The organism is Desmonostoc muscorum LEGE 12446 (assembly GCF_015207005.2).
Lineage (GTDB): Bacteria > Cyanobacteriota > Cyanobacteriia > Cyanobacteriales > Nostocaceae > Nostoc > Nostoc muscorum.
The window spans coordinates 8,842,158-8,863,343 of sequence record NZ_JADEXS020000001.1; the positions used below are offsets into that span (position 1 = coordinate 8,842,158).

General features: G+C 42.0%; 13 protein-coding genes. 7 read left to right on the forward strand and 6 right to left on the reverse strand.

Features of this window, described 5'->3' with window-relative positions; all coding sequences use genetic code 11:
* Positions 1 to 141 precede the first annotated feature (141 nt).
* On the reverse strand, positions 142 to 975 hold the full coding sequence (locus IQ276_RS36225) for a DUF4114 domain-containing protein (RefSeq protein WP_190884235.1): 834 nt from the start codon (positions 973 to 975) through the stop codon (positions 142 to 144).
* Positions 976 to 2,697: 1,722 nt separating this feature from the next.
* On the opposite strand from IQ276_RS36225, the gene IQ276_RS36230 reads away from it, so the two are divergent.
* Complete coding sequence (locus IQ276_RS36230) at positions 2,698 to 2,838, forward strand: hypothetical protein (RefSeq protein ID WP_221707507.1); 141 nt, start codon at positions 2,698 to 2,700, stop codon at positions 2,836 to 2,838.
* A 158-nt stretch (positions 2,839 to 2,996) separates the two neighbouring features.
* Here IQ276_RS36230 and IQ276_RS36235 read toward each other — a convergent pair whose 3' ends face one another.
* Positions 2,997 to 4,694, reverse strand: coding sequence for an iron uptake porin (locus IQ276_RS36235; RefSeq protein WP_193920288.1), 1,698 nt, complete (start codon positions 4,692 to 4,694; stop codon positions 2,997 to 2,999).
* Positions 4,695 to 5,032: 338 nt separating this feature from the next.
* On the opposite strand from IQ276_RS36235, the gene IQ276_RS36240 reads away from it, so the two are divergent.
* Complete coding sequence (locus tag IQ276_RS36240; protein WP_193924853.1) at positions 5,033 to 7,384, forward strand: hypothetical protein; 2,352 nt, start codon at positions 5,033 to 5,035, stop codon at positions 7,382 to 7,384.
* Between the two features lie 84 nt (positions 7,385 to 7,468).
* Here the strand turns inward: IQ276_RS36240 and IQ276_RS36245 are convergent, their stop codons facing one another.
* On the reverse strand, positions 7,469 to 7,660 hold the full coding sequence (locus IQ276_RS36245) for a hypothetical protein (RefSeq protein WP_073643856.1): 192 nt from the start codon (positions 7,658 to 7,660) through the stop codon (positions 7,469 to 7,471).
* 558 nt (positions 7,661 to 8,218) lie between these two features.
* On the opposite strand from IQ276_RS36245, the gene thrC reads away from it, so the two are divergent.
* On the forward strand, positions 8,219 to 9,310 hold the full coding sequence (thrC, locus tag IQ276_RS36250) for a threonine synthase (RefSeq protein WP_193916358.1): 1,092 nt from the start codon (positions 8,219 to 8,221) through the stop codon (positions 9,308 to 9,310).
* A 175-nt stretch (positions 9,311 to 9,485) separates the two neighbouring features.
* Here the strand turns inward: thrC and IQ276_RS36255 are convergent, their stop codons facing one another.
* A complete protein-coding gene (locus IQ276_RS36255) occupies positions 9,486 to 13,139 on the reverse strand; it encodes a beta strand repeat-containing protein (RefSeq protein WP_193916360.1) in 3,654 nt (1,217 codons plus the stop codon).
* A gap of 1,178 nt (positions 13,140 to 14,317) precedes the next feature.
* Complete coding sequence (locus IQ276_RS36260; protein WP_193916362.1) at positions 14,318 to 14,788, reverse strand: hypothetical protein; 471 nt, start codon at positions 14,786 to 14,788, stop codon at positions 14,318 to 14,320.
* 117 nt (positions 14,789 to 14,905) lie between these two features.
* Here IQ276_RS36260 and IQ276_RS36265 point away from each other — a divergent pair, with 117 nt between their 5' ends.
* Positions 14,906 to 16,261, forward strand: a complete 1,356-nt coding sequence (locus IQ276_RS36265; RefSeq protein ID WP_193916364.1) for a UDP-N-acetylmuramoyl-tripeptide--D-alanyl-D-alanine ligase — start codon at positions 14,906 to 14,908, stop codon at positions 16,259 to 16,261.
* Entirely contained in the window at positions 16,258 to 16,812 is a 555-nt protein-coding gene (locus IQ276_RS36270) for a GNAT family N-acetyltransferase (protein ID WP_193916366.1), read from the forward strand. Before IQ276_RS36265 ends, IQ276_RS36270 begins: the two co-directional genes overlap by 4 nt.
* A 544-nt stretch (positions 16,813 to 17,356) precedes the next feature.
* Here the strand turns inward: IQ276_RS36270 and IQ276_RS36275 are convergent.
* Positions 17,357 to 18,190: an FAD-binding domain-containing protein gene (locus tag IQ276_RS36275; protein ID WP_193916368.1), complete on the reverse strand. Its 834-nt coding sequence runs from the start codon at positions 18,188 to 18,190 to the stop codon at positions 17,357 to 17,359.
* Positions 18,191 to 18,426: 236 nt separating this feature from the next.
* On the opposite strand from IQ276_RS36275, the gene IQ276_RS36280 reads away from it, so the two are divergent.
* Both IQ276_RS36280 and bcp read left to right on the forward strand, forming a co-directional pair.
* The gene (locus IQ276_RS36280) at positions 18,427 to 20,256 is read left to right on the forward strand and encodes a serine/threonine-protein kinase (RefSeq protein WP_193916370.1); all 1,830 of its coding nucleotides are present in this window, start codon (positions 18,427 to 18,429) and stop codon (positions 20,254 to 20,256) included.
* Between the two features lie 135 nt (positions 20,257 to 20,391).
* Entirely contained in the window at positions 20,392 to 20,871 is a 480-nt protein-coding gene (gene bcp, locus IQ276_RS36285) for a thioredoxin-dependent thiol peroxidase (RefSeq protein ID WP_193916372.1), read from the forward strand.
* The last annotated feature ends 315 nt before the right edge of the window (positions 20,872 to 21,186 follow it).

Below are 21,186 nucleotides of genomic sequence, written 5' to 3' on the forward strand. Positions count from 1 at the left end.
TCTTAAGATGTGTACTTCATTTACTTGCAAAGTGCTATATACATAAATTCACCCGTAGACTTATACGGGTGAAAATGCGATCGATCACTTGTTGTCTTCCAATAAAAGTAAAAGCACCTTAGACTAACAAAGTTTCACAGTTTAGTTAGAAGTGCGAGTTTGACGGCGACGACGCAATCCAAACATACTAACTGCTCCCAGCGCAAACATTGACAGAGTAACAGATGGTTCAGGAACGCTAGTACCAATCAAGTCTCTAACATTTGCCTCACCGATATCAAGAACGACGATAACATCATTAAAGTCACGGTCAGAACTTTCGTTCCACTTACCAGTTGCAGAATCTATCCCTGAAGCGTGTAAACCACCGTATAAATCCTCGAATGCCAGTAAGATGTAGTTGTTGTAGGCATAAGCAACTGCGTGCTGTAGTCCGTCGGCATTAGAGGCAGTGTCCGTACCAAAGATATTAGCAGAGTCACCACGGTTGAGACCATCAGCTCTCAACCAGAAGTCGAGTTGAGTACCTGCGGTAATATTACCAAGATTTACCCCATCACCCAGTTTGAGTGCATTACCGCCCCAAGCACCAATACACCCATTTCCTTCACAAGAAATATCATTAAAAACCAGCCCAGACTTATTAGTAGTTCCTGCGGCATCGAAAGCTAACTGGTTTCTATAACCAGCACCCTCATTAATAAAGTAAACAGAAACATTGTGGTCGTATTTGAGGTTTAATTTAGTCGGGTCTAATTTAAATTGCCCGCTGTTTGGAAGTTCAACGCTTTCTGCTTGAACAAATTGTTGGAAAGGAGCGTCATCAAAACCAGTTTGAGATTTATTAAGTACCGTGGGTTGAGTCCAAGAATTATTCCAAGTAAAACCAGAAGCAGATGCAGTTTCTACTTTGGATACTAATCCGGTCAAGGTAGCTGTAGCGGCAATGAAAGCAGTGAATAAAGTACGTTTCATATGAGAGTCATTAAGTAGGGAAAACATTTGGATAATGCTCTTTTGAGCAGCTATCTCTCTTCTGTTGTCTCTTACTTCTAACAGCTATGATTCTCCAAAGTCAATCTTATTTTTGCCTTTTATTGGTATATTAAAATAGCTCTTCATTTAAAGTATTATTACTGAATAAAGCCTATTTTTGATCCGGTAATACACTGTTATTACCACTGGGAGTTTAAACTGAGATATGATAAAAATTTGATGAAAAATTTATATTTTTTATGAAAAGAAGATGTGCAATTTCTAGAGTTAAAGGTTAAAACCTCAATCTCTAGGGATTTTCATTGGAACGAGGTAAGTATGTAAGGTAGCGGTGTCATAGGTGTCAACTTCAGCCTTGGCGAACGAAATTGGCGGCTATACATACAAAGTTGATCTCCGTACTTACGTTGAGAAACTTAATCGTCTATCAAATCAATGAAATCTCGGTAAATAAACCAGAATCCAGAATTCAGAATTAGGAAGTAAAACAGGGTTTTCCCAGGTTGAGCAAGTGGCGTTAGGGAGTGGCGAATAGATAATCAGCTTTTTTGAGTTGAGGTCGAGTTTTTTCAAGTCAACTTAAGCCTGGGCGAATGGAATTCACGGCTACACAGGCAAAGTCCGCCTACCTTGTCCTAACAGAAAATTAAGGGTTTTGTTTGTGTAGACGCAGTTTCTAACCGCCTGTTTCGCGTTAAGGGATTTCCAAGAAATAAATTACTACTATTTGTGGGGTGGGCATCTTGCCCGCCCATGATTACGGGCGGGCAAGATCCCCACCCCACAAGAAATAGCTGGATATTTTTTTATTTGGAAGTCCCTAAGTTGACACCAATGAGCATTGCTGTGCCCCTACAGCGCAGGTCTATGTACCATCAAAGAATGATTAATAAAAGCCTAAAATGACATATTTTCGTAAATGCATACCATTATTAATTTGTACAGTACGTAAGTTCTAGTAACTACTAATTTGTATTGATAGTCAATTTGATCACATCTGAAAACTTACCAATATATATAAATTAATATTAGTCTATGATTGGCAGCAATTTGGCAATTTGGCATTTTGCGATCGTGGTATTTTGATATATTGCAGAAATTACCAAGATGTTTTTACTTATTATACAAAGTACGGGATAAAGCCCGTACTTTTTATTTATAATAATTTGGCATTTTGGCATTACATGAAAAGCTGTTTATGATATAATGATTTGAATAGCAATAATTTAACTACTAAGAATATAGTAAGTTACTATTCTTTTAGTTGATGTTATTTGCTAGTCTTTCAACCTATTGAATTTTATTTGTGCTATTTCTTATAGACTCCAAGGTGTGTTGCCACTTTCAAGCTATTTGGACGGGATGATTTATCCCGTCTTTTATTTTGGCTGCTAGTTGTCAACAACGCTCTTGAGAAGATGTTTCTCCAGTATTAGGTTGTATGAAGATACCTTTTAACCACCCTTAAAAAGTGGGCAATATGGCTCTCAAAGTCTCCCTTCTTAAGGAGGATTTAGAGGAATCTAAAAGTATTTTCTTCAGCATCGAAGAATTTTAAAATACCCTATCAGCATCTAAATTGTTTTGCCATAGCAGAAAGCCTATGGCAGAACAATTTTTTATTTTAAGTATTCAGTGATACTACAGCAGTGTCTTATCAGGTTTGAGGATATTTGAATACTTCCTATAGGAAGATGCCCTATGAATATATTAATGAGTAAATTAATTCGGGATGTTGTTATGCACTGGATTTATATTGAGGTTTGGTTCACCACCAAACCTTTTTTATATCTCTTGAAAATGGGACATCCCTTCGGCTTTTCTGGGAGACGGTACGCGTAGCTTGCTTCCCTGTAAGAGTACGCTCAGGGCAAGTGGGCATAGTGGATTGAAAGAGATTATGAGGAATTTATTGTCGAAAATTTTTATCCACCTGCAAAAGGATAGACTTAAATTATTAAGTTTGGGTATCAAAGTATTCTGAATTCTGGATTCTTACACTAAAAAGTAAAAGTACTCCGCAGAATGCCGATGGTAACTGAGTCACTATCTGGTGTGTGACCAGGTTGGAAAATGTGAATAATGCCTGGTGTAATGCTAATGTTATCGTTTAGCTGAAAGCGATAAAATGCTTCAATTTGAGTAGTGGTTCCTGGTTGTCCTCCAGCACGTCCCAAACCAGTATTGACAAAATCGGGGACATTATCGCCTACAGGTAAATTGCTACTAGTGATTTTTGGAGGCTGTCCTACATAAATTCCGCCTAAATTACCCTTGGCAAATAAATCAGGGAAATTCAAAAACACCATATAATTCGTTGTCTCAACATTTCCTGATCGCCCCGGAATATAAGATTTAGTATAACCACCCCATGCACCTGCACTAATACTCTTTGAAATTTGCCAAGTTACAGTCGCACCTACAGCGTTGGTTTGTAGCGGTGCCGATCTTCCGGTAGCGCTATTAACCGCAGTTAAGCATTCATCGCCAACAAAGGTGAGTAAACAACCATCTGAAGAGTAATTATTAACGTAATACAAACTGAAATCTATAGTATCAGTTGGTGTCAGCAACAATTGTACGCCTGTAGTGGTGTTTCCATCAAATAAACCGCTACCTTTATTCGGATTTCCTGGTTGATAACTCGTATAAATTGCCTGTAAACTAGCGCGTTTAGCAAATTGCCAATCAATGGCAATACCACCGTGGCCGTATCCCATATTTAAAATCGGGTTTCTTTGGGCAAAATAAGACAGTGGACCTGTTGCAGCACTTTCTACACGATTTGGGCCTCGGAAAGCAGCTGGCATACTTACGCCTTCTGTTCCCACCATTACTGCTAATTTATCTGTCACCAGCCAATGAAAATTGAGGTCACTGATAATCAAACTATCCGTAGGAAATTCGTAGCCAAGTAAAACATCATTTCGAGAAACACTATTAGTAAATCTTGGCGCAGTAGCACCTTTACCACCTAACAAACCTGTGAACAAATAACTACGGGGAGTGATTTGACTCGTTAAATACAACTGCGCTAAAGAAATAACATTAATGTTTGTCCCACCATCATTTGTCTCTTTTTGTCCATCTCTAGGATTAACATCACCACGATTGCTAGTCCGTCCTTGAAGCCCAACTATTAGTAGTCCGCTGAGTTTAGTTATTGTTGAGAATTGGTTGGCTTCAATTTCGGCAGTTCTAGCTTCTAAACTATCAACACGACCTCGTAAAGTTGCTAATTCTCCTGCAAATTCTGACTGCAATCTTTGTAATATTGTTAAATCTTTGGGGGTAAGTAAATCGTTGGTAGCTGTGGCGATTAACTCGTTGATTCTATCTAAACAAGCATTTACTCCAGCAGCAAATTCATATCGAGTCAAGGCGCGATTACCGCGATAGTTGCTATCTGGATAACCCGCTATGCAACCATATCGTTCCACCAAAGACTGCAATGCAGCAAAAGCCCAATCATTCGGTTCTACATCATTAAGTTGAGAAACCGATGTGACTTGCGCCATCGGATCTGCTGGAGAGGAAGATGAAGGGATAATATCGCTATTAACTCCTGAATTCTGACTTCTGAATTCTGACTCCTGAGTTCTGAATTCTGACTCCTGAGTAGTTCCTGTATCCGTGGGAATAGCGATCGCTTTTTCTACAACTGTGTTGACTCCCGCAACAAGTAACCATGCGAGCATCCAGGTTGTACTATGGCTGCGGCTAATAAGTTTACCTTTCAATTTTTTATACTCTGCTCACATACTTAAGTGAAGAGTCTATTCGCTATCAGATGACACTCACATGAGTAAAATTACGTATTTTGTAGAAAATTAGACATAATCCTTCTGGGCAACTTTACAAAGGGCGAGTATAACGGGGTATTAGGGACTGGGGAGTAGGGACTGGGGACTGGGGACTGGGAAAAAGCAGGGGAGAAAAACTTCCCCAATCCCCAGTACCCAAGTCCCCAATCCCCAATCCCCAGTACCCAATCCCCAATCCCCAATCCCCAATACCTAATCCCCAATCCCCACCGATGGCAAACCGCTCGCGCAAGTTGACGCCAAAAACTTCTAAACAAAATCAACCTCGTACTGGTGCGATGAAACGCGTTGTTAAAAAACCGCTTCAAAAACCAAAACGAGGAAGTTGGTTGTCGTCAACGCTAGCGATCGCAATTCTGTTGAGTAGTGCTAGTTTAGTTACAACTTTTGCCTGGATTAGCGTTCTCTTCATCTTCAATCCAGATCAAGTAAGCTGGCTAAATAAAATTTTACCTGCATGGGCACAAATTCCCCTTGGTAAGCACGAACGTCCCCAAACTTTCAAACAAATTGAACTCGATTTTAGTCAAAAAAAGCTCATAGTCGGGGAAATTCTACCTTTGTATCAAGGCACAAAAAACTCGTTTTTCATGCCAGTTTTTCAGCAACGTGATAATTGTGAATCTGATTGTCAAAAACTTGTTGAAATCAGAGTTTATCAGCGTTCAAAAGAGTTAGAGTTTAAGTCTGAATCAGAAAATTACTACTATTTAGAAGCTCAATTACCAATAACTGGGCCAGAAGAATCCTTTGTGATTTCTCCCTTGGCTGATACAACATTAGAACCCCAAGATATTAGTGTTCCCCTACCTTTAAATAAGGTACAACGCTTTGAAGGTCAAACGCCATCACCAGGGGTTTGGTTTAATTTGCGCGGTGAACGTCAACAGGGAACTGGTGCGATCGCTTACGGTCACATCATATACTACAATCCAGAACGCAGTAATTTACAACAGATGTTGTCTTGGACAAGTCCCAGTGGTCAATTGCCGAAATGGCAGCAGGTAACTGGTGATGCTACAAAAGAGTTGGTTATCGATCAAACTATAGGCTTAGAACCACACTTGGAGGTTTACCAAGTCAAACCTCTGAAGTTATTTCTCAAACCAATTCAACTGGAGGCGGTTAACCTTAAATCACCAGTCCTCAAGGATTCTGCCTACCAAAATGCCTTGTCAATTGCCCATAGCGGACTCTGGACACCAGCTTTTGATTGGTTGAAATTTATCAAAAAACAGCGTAAAGGATTACCAGAGGCGGCGCAAGCCCAAATGGACGTAATTCGCTTGCACTCCCAACTGACTAAATCCCAAGCACAGAAAATTTGGACAAGTCCTAGCGAACAAGTGCTAGCAGATTTAATTGATGGCCGGTGGGAAAAAGCTTTGCAGGTGTTTGAAGGGTCGGCACATAATGTCCAAGAAATTGCTACTCTACTCAAAGGCGATGAAAAACGCTTGTGGAATCGCACGGTAGCAGCGTTGCGGGTGAATCCAAAGAGACAAGAAGTGCAAGCATGGTTCGCCTTGATTTTAGCAGTCCAACGGGGGCCAGAAGCTGCTAATTCCTGGTTGAAGACGCAACCACAAATTACCAAAGATCGTTTTGCTTATATTCAAGGTTTGTTAGCAAAACTCGATGGTGAGGCTACAAAGTCGCAAATATCCCACCCTAGTCAAATTGTTGGTACTGTGCAACCAATCACTCAAGTTAATAGCAGTGAGTGGCTACAACCAAATTCCACAGCAGACTTGAAACTTACTGATAACCAAGTTTGGTATCAGGTGCAGGTGAGTGCATTTTCTGACGGGAAACGCTGGCTAAATTTCCCTTTTGAGAATTTGAAGCCACCCAAAACTTCAAGAGCAAAATTTCTCTGGGAAACATTGGGAATTAATTCTGATCCAGAAATGCAGATAGTGGTGTGGTTACCAAACGGAGAACAAAAAATTTCTATCGCCGCTATCAAAGCGGTGCAACTACGAGATAAAGTTTTGCGCTTACTAGTTGCTGGGGCAAAAATTCCGGAGAATCAAAACAATGTTTTCCAACCAAAACCCTTAGCCCTGACAAATGCAGCACTGGAATGGGTGCAACCATTTCCCATCACTCTGAGAGAACTCCACCCACAAAATCCCTCAGGAGTCAAGGTGATACTATCAAGTGTGTGGGAATCTTTACAAAAATCCGGCGAGGTTCCGCCTGGTGCTATTCCTAGTTTTGAGCAGATGCAAGAAAAGTTAGGTGATTGGCCTGTTCAAGCGATCGATTTAACAAATAATGCTCAGCCAGAAATAGTACTCACAATTTCAGCAACAACGATCGCATCATTGAATCAGTCTGAATCTGGAATTGGTCAGGAAAACACAAATCAATCCCCTGACCGTACCATCATTTTGTCTGATACCGATGAAGTTATTTATACAGATTTTAAAGAAAATTCTTCGCAAAGATTATCCGCGATCGCCAAGCTTTCAGGCGTACAATCCTTAGCTTTACTGGTAGAAAACGGTGACATATACAGTCTCAAGCGCTGGTCCGATAAAAATCAGCGCTTTGAGTAGCACATACCAAAGAAAAAATTAGCTCCAAGGAGTGCTGGCGTTGGCGTAGCCCGTCGTAGACATCGCTTATGTGGAAAACTGAACTTATTCTTCTTGGCTAGTAGCAGCTAAACGTTGGTGCTTCAGGCTTTCCAACTGCTGCAACAGGGATTCTACCTCTGCTTGTAAATGCATAAATTTAGCTTGTTGATCGTCTTGGTAGTAAGACTTGGTTAACTTGGTAACCAAGCTAGCTTGGGACTCGCGATCGGAAACACTGGATAAACAAGTAGGCATCGTTAATTAAATCCGAATATTAAACTCACACCTTTAGACATATTATAATAACCTTATTTTAAGCTTTGTTAAATTATTGTGTATTTTAAATCATTTAGTTTAATAGGTTTGAGGTTGTCTCATAAGAGACGGCGATCGTAATGGCTCTGTTCCAGCACGGGGGGCGGAGGGGCAAAGGAGCGGAGGGGAATAAATAACCTATGCCTATAGCGGTTCTCGTTTACGTGAGGTACATCGTTAAGGGCACGGCAGTGCCGTGCCCCTACACCTTGCGATATAGTGTTGTACCGCATGTGAATGGGAACCGCTATATTGACCAGTGACTAATGGCTAATGACGAACTCCACACCCGTTATGATAGACTGACGTTCTTAAGAAAATAAAAATCGCAAGTAAGACGCCTTGCAGCCCAAAAAATAATATTCTGAATAATATTCTCTTGGAATTCAGGGACTGGGTACTGGCAATTGGAGACTGACAAAATAACCAATTCCTAGTCCCCAATCCCCAGTACCCAGTCCCCAGTCCCTACTCCCTAATTAAGAAACTTTAAATCCTGTGACTTTGAGCCTGTCTGTTGCTAAATCTCATCGCCAACCTTGGCCCGGACTGATAGAAGCCTATCGTGAATACTTGCCTGTGAGCGAAACAACACCGGTTGTCACTCTGTTGGAGGGTAATACACCTCTAATACCAGTGCCAGCGATCGCAGAACGCATTGGCAGACAAGTACGTGTATTTGTCAAATACGACGGTCTCAATCCCACCGGCAGCTTCAAAGACCGAGGGATGACTATGGCAATTTCTAAGGCCAAGGAAGCAGGAGCAAAAGCGGTAATTTGTGCCAGCACCGGTAATACTTCAGCCGCCGCTGCCGCTTATGCTAGGCGTGGCGGGATGAGTGCTTTTGTGCTAATTCCCGACGGCTATGTGGCATTAGGTAAGTTAGCCCAAGCTTTAGTTTACGGGGCAGAAGTATTGGCAATTAAAGGTAATTTTGACCAAGCTTTAGAAATTGTCCGCGAGATGGCCGAAAACTATCCCATCACTTTGGTGAATTCGGTCAATCCCTACCGCCTGGAAGGACAAAAAACAGCAGCCTTTGAAATTGTCGATGTCCTTGGTGATGCCCCAGACTGGCTATGTATACCTGTGGGTAATGCGGGAAACATAACAGCATATTGGATGGGATTTTGTCAATATCATCAAGCCGGAAAGTGCGATCGCCTACCGAAGATGATGGGATTTCAAGCCGCAGGTGCAGCGCCTTTAGTACACGGTCAACCAGTGGCGAATCCCGAAACCATAGCCACAGCAATCCGCATTGGTAACCCTGCTAGTTGGGAATTGGCGATCGCCGCCCAATCTGCCAGTCAGGGAAGTTTCCGTGCAGTCACCGACGCGGAGATTTTGGACGCTTATCGACTTTTGGCAGCATCAGAAGGCATCTTTTGCGAACCAGCTAGCGCCGCTTCTGTAGCCGGCTTGTTACAGGTAAAAGACCAAATTCCCACAGGGGCGACGGTGGTTTGTGTCCTCACAGGCAATGGTTTAAAAGACCCAGATACAGCCATTAAGCACAATCACAGTCAATTTAAACAAGGCATCCCTGCGGAACTGAAAGCAGTAGCCGAAGCAATGGGATTTTAGGACTCACCAAACTTCTGATACCTCCGCTTAAATCGAATGCGAGGTGCTATTTTAAGCACCTCGCAGTCCATACCTAGAGTCGTGTCTGAGCGCTAATCACGATTAGGGACTTCCAATAAAAAAACGCCCCACAAATGTCCAAATAATTTGGAACAATTTATTTTTTGGAAGTCCCTTAGACAACCACAAAGTTATTTTCGGTTAGTGACACCCCACCAGATAATTGTGCAAATTGTACTTGAGTAAACCCATCCGCACTACCATCTTGGTCAAAGTACAGCGCACCTGTAGTGTTGTCATAGATAAATCGTTGAGCGATCGTCGTTGCAGATGTTCCGAGTGTAAACTGACTACCTAAAAGCGAATCTATTGATAAACCGCCACCAAAACCAACAGCCGATACCTCAATAACTTCATTACTGGCGTTGAAGTCATAAATACTATCAACACCTTGATTGTAACTAGTGAAAACAAAGGTATCAGTACCATTATTTCCATAGAGGATATCATTACCGTTCCCGCCTGTGAGGATGTCATTACCATTGCCACCATCAAAGGTGTTACTCCCTAAGGCGTCTATGGCAGAAAGAGAATCATTGCCATCGCCCCCAGACAATAGGTTATCGCCCTGTGAATAGTTAATATTTAAGGTATCGTTACCAGTACCACCGTTGAGGGTGTTATTGCCAGACGTGCTATAGTAGCCTCCGTCGTAGTAGCCAGAGGCTAAGAGATAATCATTGCCATCGTCCCCAGACAGTAGGTTATCGCCCTCTGAATAGTCAATATTCAAGGTATCGTCACCGATACCACCGTTGAGGGTGTTATTGCCAGAGGCGCCATAACCTCTATAGTAAGAAATCAAGTCGCCGGAGGCACTCAGAGAATCATTGCCATCGCCCCCAGACAGTAAGTTATCGCCCTGTGAATAGTTAATATTCAAGGTATCGTTACCAGCACCACCGTTGAGGGTGTTATTGCCAGACGTGCTATAGTAGGCTCCGTCGTAGAAGCCAGAGGCTAAGAGATAATCATTGCCATCGTCCCCAGACAGTAGGTTATCGCCCTCTGAAAAGTCAATATTCAAAGTATCGTCACCGATACCACCGTTGAGGGTGTTATAGCCAGAGGCGCCATAGCCTCCGCGGGAAGAATCAATCAAGTTGCCGGAGGCACTCAGAGAATCATTGCCATCGCCCCCAGACAGTAAGTTATCGCCCTCTGAAAAGTCAACATCCAAGATATCGTTACCAGCACCACCGTCGAGGGTATTATTGCCAAAGGTGCGATAGGGAAGCGGGTATTCAAAGTCGTAAAAGCCAGAGGCAAAGAGATAATCATTACCATCGTCACCAGTTAGCAGGTTATCGTCTGTTGAAAAGGTAGCACTCAAGGTATCGTTACCAGCGCCACCATTGAGAGTGTTATTGCCAGACACATAGCCATAGAAGTAGTATCCTATGTCATAGGTGTAGTCTATTGAGCCAGAGGTGTAGAGACCATCATTGCCATCGCCCCCAGAAAGCAGATTATCGCCTGTTAAATCAGATCTATCCGATAGAATATCGTCACCAGCACCACCAATGAGAGTATCATTCCCGGCATCACCGCGCAGCAAGTCGTTGCCACTCTTACCGTCGATGCGGTCATTACCCCCCTGACCATTAATTACATCATCTGAGTCGTCAAAACCGTTGACATTGTTGTTTAGGTCATTAAGGAAAGTGACTGTGTTCTTGTTGAAGATGGTGCTTTGGGTGGAGTTGGCATTAAAGACATCAAAGCTATCTGTGATGCTAGTTTGCCCATAAAACAGGATATTGCCAACCTGGGCTAAATTCTCTAGGTTTTCCAGGGCAAAGTTTTGCAGGACTATTTTGGAACCAAATGCCTCTTCAAAAGTGATTTCTGAGTTGTTACCATTTTGAGTTAATCGTAGATTTCTGGCAGTGAATTCCTCCGTTTCTATAAATTGCAAGGTATCCAATTCCGCAATCCGTGCAGCTGATGGATTTGAGCCTTTACCGATGCCACCGAAATCGGTGATGGTAATGGTACTAATGCCGGGAACGAAATCGTAAATAAATTGATCGTTGCCGCCGCCACCAGTCGTCAAAACGTCATTAAAATTACCCAAAGTGATGTATATGGTGTTATCCCCATTGCCACCGTTGAGGGTGTTATCACCGTAGGCATACTCGCCAGAGGCACTCAGAGTATCATTGCCATCGCCCCCTGATAGCAGGCTATTGCCTGTTGAATTGTCAGCAATTAAGATATCGTCGCCAGCACCACCGTTGAGGGTGTTATTGCCAAAGAATATACTGCTGTCGAAAATATAATCTTCGCCAGAGGCACTCAGAGTATCATTGCCATCGCCGCCAGAGAGTAGTTTATCGCCTCTTGAATTGTCAGCAATTAAGATATCGTCACCGGCACCACCGTTGAGGGTGTTATTGCCTAAGGCGGCATTCTCGTACTCGCCAGAGGCACTCAGAGAATCATTGCCATCGCCCCCAGACAGTAGGTTATCGCCTGTTGAATAGTCAACATTCAAGGTATCGTTACCAGCACCACCGTCGAGGGTATTATTGCTAGACGTCCTATTGAAGCCTTCGTAGTAGTAGCCAGAGGCACTCAGAGAATCATTGCCATCGTCCCCAGACAGTAGGTTATCGCCCTCTGAATAGTCAATATTCAAGGTATCGTCACCGATACCACCGTTGAGGGTGTTATTGCCAGACACATAGCCATAGCCTCCGCGGAAATCAATAGAGGTGCCGGAGGCACTCAGAGAATCATTGCCATCGCCCCCAGACAGTAGGTTATCGCCCCCAGAAAGCAGATTATTGCCTGTTAAATCAGAATTATCCGATAGAATATCGTCACCAGCACCACCAATGAGAGTATCATTCCCGGCATCACCGCGCAGCAAGTCGTTGCCACTCTTACCGTCGATGCGGTCATTACCCCCCTGACCATTAATTACATCATCTGAGTTGTCAAAGCCGTTGACATTGTTGTTCAGGTCATTAAGGAAAGTGACTGTGTTCTTGTTGAAGATGGTGCTTTGGGTGGAGTTGGCATTGAAGACATCAAAGCTATCTGTGATGCTAGTTTGCCCATAAAACAGGATATTGCCAACCTGGGCTAAATTGTCTAGGTTTTCCAGGGCAAAGTTTTGCAGGACTATTTTGGAACCAAATGCCCGTTCAAAGGTGATTTCTGAGTTGTTACCATTTTGAGTTAATCGTAGATTTCTGGCAGTGAAATCCTCATTTTCTATAAATTGCAAGGTATCCAATTCCGCAATCTGTGCAGCTGATGGATTTGAGCCTTTACCGATGCCACCGAAATCGGTGATGGTAATGGTACTAGTGCCGGCAATGAAATCGGAATCGTAAATAAATTGATCGTTGCCGCCGCCACCAGTCGTCAAAACATCATTAAAATTACCCAAAGCGATGTATATGGTGTTATCCCCATTGCCACCGTTGAGGGTGTTATCACCGTAGGCAAACTCGCCAGAGGCACTCAGAGTATCATTGCCATCGCCCCCTGATAGCAGGTTATTGCCTGTTGAATTGTCAGCATTTAAGATATCATTGCCATCGCCCCCTAATAGCAGGTTATCGCCTGTTGAATTGTCAGCATTTAAGATATCGTCGCCAGCGCCACCTTTGAGGGTGTCATTCCCAATACCATCGACGAGAGTATCATCACCTAAATTACCAAACAGCAAGTCGTTGCCTTGATTACCTATAATTATGTCCGCAAAGTCTGTGCCTAGTAAGGTATCATTTCCATCAGTGCCGATGATATTTGCCATAACTTTTACTTACCTAAATTGGTTTTTGGAGTAACTTTCAGTTCTCAACTTCTAGTTCGTGCTGTTTGAAGGCACAAAGAATTCTCTACAAGTTGACGCTTTTTTTATACTTGAATCTCACCCTTGAGGGTTAAGAATTTTTCTTTGAAGATTCACCCTTTGATTGGCTTGTAAATAGCACTTATGCAATTGTTTCGGACATCTAAGTCTTAGATGTTGTTTAAAACGCATTAACAAAAGTAATCTCAATATCATTAAATATACTTAGGAATCCTTAGTCTAGTTCCCCGTGCGAAACTAAATTTTCAAAAAATGAGGAGATGGATTTAAGCTATTTCCAGCAACTTCAGCCAAGGTTTTTAGGCTTTATAGAATAAGCTTTCTGAGTTTTGCACAGGGAACTAGTCTACTTCAGTGGACTTTAGCTATTAGCCTTGAACTTAGGTTCAGGCCGGGTGACGAACCCAACAGTTAAGCTATCGCAGTCCTAAATCATTTGTGAGAATTTTAAATTGTTGCTACCCCCCTGTAGTCTCCCCTTGGCATCGGGGGGACGGCGTTAGCTGGGGGGTGAATTTTCTTACAAATCATTTAGGACTGCTATAGTTGTATCTGAAGTTGACACCAATGATCGTTGCTAAAGCCCTACAGTATGTAGGTATAGAAAGATTTTCATGCCGTCGTTGTCTGATTGTTCCCATGACGCTTCAAGCTGAAAATAAAGAACAGTTGACTTTTGATAGGAAAAGAAATTCTCATAACCTCATTGTGCAATATTATCTATGAGTCTCTGTCTTAAAAAGACAGAACATTTAAATAACTTGATATTAATTGTATACACAATTTTTACTTATAATGTCTAGGTCGAAAGAAGCATCTTTGCATATTATTTATATTATTGACCAAAAAACCAACAAATCTATATATTTAAGTGCTCAATTTTATGTGCTCTTGAGATTGTAATCGTTCACACTCCCCTCGCCCTTCTACAACAAATCAAAGGTTTCAACAATTTGGACTGGAGAGTGGCGTTGTTGCACGAATAGGAAGAAATGGTAATGGAACAATGGCGCAACTAACAAAAAACTAGACGAAACGAAGCTTCCAATCATTACAACAACTTGGCAATTGCAACGATGGGCACGGTTAAATTAGTATTTGAGTTAAGAGTTCTCCCCCTATGCTACTGTCCCCTTTTGCCCTTGTTTTAATGCTCGCTCCCGTGTCAAGCTATCAATAGCATCACCCAAGGCGGTAGTCAGGCTTTGGCGAGTTTGGGCGTGGCTGTCTTGCTCAGTTTTCAAAGCTTGTAAGAGGCGATCGCGTTCTTTGATGGCAGCGATCAGTTTAGCTTGCAATTCCTCCACAGATTGTAACTGTTCTATTTCTTGTTGGATAGCTGGGACTGGTGTAGCAGGTAGTGTCCCTGTTTCAATACCTTGGAGTTTATGCAAAGAAGCCTTGAGAGATGCGATCGCTTGTTGGGACAATTGAGCATCTGTGCGTCGTTGTTCTGCTTCTGTGTTATAAAGCTGACGCCATTTTTGGGCACTTTCCCAAGCAGCATCGCGATCGTGTTGCAGTTCCACCATCTGCTGTTTGAGTGTCTGAATTTCCGTCAGCCACTGCTGTGTTAAATCTTGATTCATAAGTAAATACCCATTAGCCAATAGTTATTATTTTGCTGTCTTAAATTGCTGTAAACCAGAAGCGCTATCAACCGCATTGTGTCATAATTCGATTTTATAATTTTGAACTCTGTATTTATGCCCTGCTCTGCCACCCTCGCTCAACTGGTCGAAGTTCTTTTGGCTCGTCCTGTAAACTTATACGAAACTGGTTTAACACAAGTAAGTCGCGGTATACAAACAGATACTCGTATTCTCAAGCCAGGTGAAGTATTTTTGGCTTTGCGAGGTGATAAATTTGATGGACATCAATTTGTAGCAACAGCGATCGCTAAGGGTGCGATCGCTGCAATTGTAGATTTAGCATATGAAAATCCCGGATTTCCTGTATTGCAGGTAAAAGATACCCTCAAGGCATATCAGAAAATTGCCAGATGGTGGCGCGATCGCTTTGATATTCCGGTAATTGGTGTCACTGGTTCTGTAGGTAAAACTACTACTAAAGAATTAATTGCCGCAGTTTTAGGCACAAAAGGAGCACTTCACAAAACTTATGGCAATTACAATAACGAAATTGGTGTCCCGAAAACTCTCCTAGAACTGGATACAGAACATAACTACGCCGTGGTTGAAATGGCGATGCGGGGTAGGGGACAAATAGCCGAACTGACACAAATAGCCCGTCCCACCATTGGAGTGATTACCAATGTAGGGACAGCACATATTGAGTTACTGGGTTCCGAAGAAGCCATCGCCGAGGCCAAATGTGAGTTATTAGCCGAAATGCCTGCTGATAGCGTGGCAATTCTGAATTACGACAATCCCCTATTAATGACCACGGCGGCAAAAGTTTGGACAGGAGAAGTCATAACTTACGGCTTTTCTGGCGGGGATATCCCAGGACTACTGATTGATAACGAAACCGTAGAAGTCGCAGGAATGCAACTGCCTTTACCGTTACCTGGTCGTCACAATGCGACTAATTTTTTAGCGGCTTTAGCCGTGGCGAAAGTCTTGGGAATAGATTGGGCAAGTTTGCAAGCAGGTGTGGCGGTGGATATGCCCACAGGGCGATCGCAGCGGTTTAATTTGCCCAATGACGTGGTAATCTTGGATGAGACGTATAATGCTGCACCAGAAGCGATGTTGGCAGCATTGCAATTATTGGCAGACACACCAGGAAAGCGGAAAATTGCGGTGTTGGGTGCAATGAAAGAATTAGGAGAGCGATCGCAGCAGTTACACCAGCGAGTGGGAGAAACAGTGCGAAATTTGAATTTAGACGGCTTGTTGGTGTTGGTAGACGGAGAAGACGCCGAAGCGATCGCTAAAAGTGCCAAAGGTATCCCATCGGAGTGTTTTGCAACTCATGGGGAATTGGTGGCGAGATTAAAGACATTTGTGCAAGCAGGCGATCGTTTGCTGTTCAAAGCCGCCCATTCAGTGGGGTTAGATCGGGTAGTCAATCAGTTACGTGCAGAATATCCCAGATGAATTTACCGCTGCAAACCGAACGTTTGATATTGCGAGACTTTGTAGAATCAGATTGGCAAGCGGTTCATGAATACGCTGGCGATCGTGAAGTTGTACGTTATTTGACTTTTGGGCCTAATAACGAAGAAGATACCAAGAATTTTTTGCAAAGAGAAATTTCATTGCAAACACAAGAACCGCGTCAGCATTTTGCTTTGGCAGTAACTTTAAAAGGCCAACAGCAATTAATTGGTATCTGTCGAATTTCTACTTTAGATACTGTTAACAAAACAGGCTCCATTGGATACAGTTTTACTAAGCAATTTTGGGGGCAAGGATATGCCACTGAAGCCGTAAGAGCAATCATATCCTTAGGTTTTCAAGAATTAGGCTTACATCGCATCTTTGCAACTTGTCACCCAGCAAACATTGCCTCAGCACGAGTGATGCAAAAAAACGGAATGCGACAGGAAGGATATTTGCGAGAACACCATTGGATTAAGGGAGAATGGAGAGACTCTTGCCTATATGCCATCCTTGAGCATGAATGGAGAGAAGCCAGCGGATTTTAGATTTTAAATTAAAGCTGTATTTGAGAACACATCTGGATAATGAGGAGTAAAACCGTTTATGTACCAATACAGTTCAGTTAAGAATTTCTTTCTTATCTTTGCGTCTTACCCTTCGGGAAGCCACTTCTCTGCGAGACGCTCCGCGAACGTGTCTATGCGTCCTTGGCGGTTCGTTAAAAAAATTGAATTTGACAAACAGTGTTAGCCTTAACTGAACCGTATTGGTTTATATACTAACGAATTTCTCTGTTTTGCCTTCCTTGTAGCAGCTTCCGCCTTGGCTTTTGCAGCTTCTGCCTTCACGTTTCGGTGTTTCGCACAGTAGCAGCTTCTGTGTTGATGGCTGGAGGTATTTGTAAAAGCGATCGCAATCAAAAAATCAATCTCTCAAACTTTTATACAATTCAATTAATGATTGCAACACATCTTTGGGTGAAGTGAAGACGCGATGAATCGCGTCTCTACAAATGGTTTATTTGTCGCATTCTTTTGTCAAATATCTCTGCGTGACATAAATTCATCCGCAGATTCAGCAACGCCGAACTCACCGCCAACTTTTGCTGTTAGCTTGTTTGCTAAATTTTCCTTTGGGAAAAAGTCGCTGTTCTAATTCTTCATAACTACCTTCAAAATCACAATGACCATAAAGCGGACATTTCTGACAATAAATGCCTTTGGTATAACGTTCTAAATTTTCCCGATTAAAAAAATACGGTTTATGACTAAAAGTGCTGGCGACCCATTGCCATGACATATTATTACTAGCAGGATCGCCATCCAAAAGGTGTTCGAGAAACCATTTAGCTCCTGGTTGCCAACGAATGCGCCGCCAATGGACAATGTATGCGGCTATCCACATCCGTGCATGGTTATGTAAATAGCCAGTTTCTCTCAAATCACGGCTGAAGCTGTCAATACAAACTCTATTTGTAGTTCCTTGTTTGATATCTTGCGGCAATTCGGGCGCATATTCAGCCAGAGTGTAACCAGTTTTGTACTCTTCTTGGTCTTGCCAGATTCCATCCCCTAACTTTACATATAACCGCTGCCAATAATCGCGCCAACCCAACTCATTGATTAATTTAGTAGCATCATCTTGCTGCTGCACCCGATCAAGGACAAAATCTCGAATTTCTCGCAAACTCAAAACGCCATAGCGGATGTAAGGCGAAAGTCGAGTGACTGCACCTGTAAAAAAATTGCGTGTTTGTGCGTAGCGTAGTGGGTCGATTTTTTGCAGTGCTTTCTGTGCGGCTTTGCGTCCTCCGAGAGTTTCGCTGATGTGATCATCTCGTTCTGTTGCATTTGGGAATTGTTCGCGCAGGTAAGCTACCAACTCATCGCGGTTGGCAAATTCGCGTTGCATATCTTTAGACATTTGAATTTTGAAGGGTGGGAATAGTTAAACAAAAATACTAGTAGACTAAATCATTATTATGGCGGATCAACAGAAGTAATTGTTCTCAACCTGATGAGAGAACTTTTTTCATGGTAAACAAAGATGAATGAGATGCGTAGGCATAGCCCAACCAAGCATGGCTCTGATGCCGATTTTCCCCAGACTATCAGTAATTGAAGCTAAAATATCAGATAAATCAGTGACTTTTCCAGAAGATGAGCCTGTGCATCAATCCTAACTGCCTAAATCCTGACAATCCTGATAATTTACTGCGCTGTCAAAGCTGCGGCTCTGAATTGTTACTAGAAGGCTGTTATCGAGTAACACGACCTATAGGCAAAGGTGGCTTTGCTAGAACATTTGAGGTAAGTGACAGTGGCAAACTAAAAATTTTGAAGGTTCTTACACTTAATGAACCTAAAGCAGTGTTACTTTTTCAGCAAGAAGCTGAGGTTTTGAAGCGACTAAATCATCCAGGAATTCCTAATGCTGAGGATTATTTCCAGTTTTTTCCTCAAAATAGCCAAGACCCAGTTCACTGTTTAGTAATGGATAAAATTGATGGAGAAAATTTACACGAATGGTTAGAAAAACGTGGTAATCGTCCCATCAGTGAAAAGCAAGCAATCCTTTGGTTAACACAGTTAGCAAATATTTTGCACGAAGTACATCAGCAGCAGTTTTTCCATCGGGATATTAAGCCTTCTAACATTATGTTAACTGCCGATGGACAATTGGTGTTAATAGATTTTGGTATTGCGCGGGAAATTACCGAAACTTACGAGAAAAAACAAGTAGCAGGTGAAATTACAAGATTTGTTTCTGATGGGTATGCTCCTTTAGAGCAAATCAATGGTCGTGCTGTTCTGCAATCAGATTTCTTTGCCTTGGGTCGTACTTTTGTCCATTTGCTTACAGGAAAGTATCCTCTTGATCTGATGGCTGACCCCTATGGCGATCCATATACTGCCGATCTAAACTGGCGTGATGAGGCTAATCATATCTCTCCTTTTTTAGGAGATTTTATTGACCATCTGATGATGCGGCCAGTAAAGGATCGCCCAGCGAACACCCAGGTAATATTGGAAAGATTATCAGAAGTTAAAGAGACTTTATATCCGATGAAATTAACTAATTTAAACTTGTTTAAACCACAATATACATTAAATACAAAAACAATTTCTTTAGAACGCATTCTTGGTAGTTGGAACTCTGTACACTCTGGAGCTATTTTGAGTCTAGCTATTAGTCGAGATGGACAGACTTTAGCTAGTGGCAGTAATGACAAGACAATCAAAGTATGGAACCTTAATAGTCGGAAAGAAGTTCGTACCTTTACAGGACATGCAACGCAAGTAAATTCCGTAGCAATTAGTCCAGATGGACAAACTTTGGTTAGTTGTGGTTATGATAAAAAAATTAAGATTTGGAATGTGAATAACGGTGAAGAAATTAGCAGCATTATAGTTAATTTTGATGTTATATCTGTAGCAATTAGCCCAAAACAGCAAACATTTATTACTGGTAGTTCTAATGGGCAAGTAGCACTATTTAATCTAAAAGCAGGAGAGTATATTCGCACTTTAACGACACATGAATCCAGAGTTAGTTCATTAGCAATTAGCTCAAACTATGTAGCTAGTGGTAGCTGGGATGCTACAATCAAAGTCTGGCCAAAGTCAACTTTTGCTGGTCATTTAAAGGGCATTAGTAGTGTTGCCATTAGCTCAAATCAGCAAATTCTAGTAAGTGCTAGTGAAGATACGACAATTATTATATGGAATCTGGATACTGGGGAGCAAATTTATACTCTTAGTGGGCATTCAAATCCTGTTAATTGTGTCGCAATTAGTCCAGATGGTCAGACAGTAGTAAGTGGTAGTGATGACGAAAAAATTAAAGTTTGGGATTTAAGCAATGGGCAAGAAGTTTACAGTATCAATGCCCATTTAGATGGTGTGAATGCACTTGTATTTACCCCAGATGGACAGACTTTGGTCAGTGGAGGTAAGGATACTACCATCAAAGTTTGGCGAATGGATTAGTTTAGAAGTGAGAAAACAGCCCTAACTTCAGCTAAATCAGGATTATTTTAATAAATTCGTCATATTTTTGAATGAGATGCGATCGCCTAACCTATGTACAATTCTAAAGCGATTGCAATCTTTCACAACCCCACCATGAGTAACATTCCCCAAATCGGACAACCAGCACCAGATTTCTCCACCCCTGACCAAAATGAGAATCCAGTTAGTCTCTCTGACTTCAACGGTCAGTGGATTGTGCTTTATTTCTACCCCAAAGATGACACCCCCGGCTGTACCACCGAAGCAAAAAATTTCACCGAATTGTATGAAGACTTCAGCGAACTAGGAGCTAAAATCTTAGGTGTGAGTCCAGATTCTGGTAAATCCCATTGTAAATTTATCAGCAAACATAACTTGTCAATTACCCTCTTAAGCGACCCCGAACATATTTTGACAGAAGCTTATGGTAGTTGGCGCTTAAAGAAGTTTATGGGCAAAGAATATATGGGTGTTGCTCGCTCAACTTTTTTGATTTCACCTGATAAAATCATTGCCTATACTTGGCCTAACGTGAAAACCAAAGGTCATGCTCAGGCAGTTTTAACTAAATTACGAGAATTAGCAGGAACATAAATGCAACTGGATGCGAGTATAGTTACAGCAATGCTACCTGAATCATACAGCAGAATTCAGAATTCAGAACTCAGAATTCAGGAGTAAAAGAGGCTTAATACCTGGCTTTGTAACCTAGTTTGTCTACTTCATTAACTTCATACTAGTACGCCACGGCGTAAGTAGAGCAACCATTTAAAATCGCTAAAAAGTCCCTTCCTTAATACTTTTGACTTTTGACTTTTGACTTTTGACTTCCGCCCTGCGGCACTAGGAGTATAAGCGATGCCAGAACCTATTTCCCTAATTTCTAGTGCTGAGATTGAACCAGCAGAA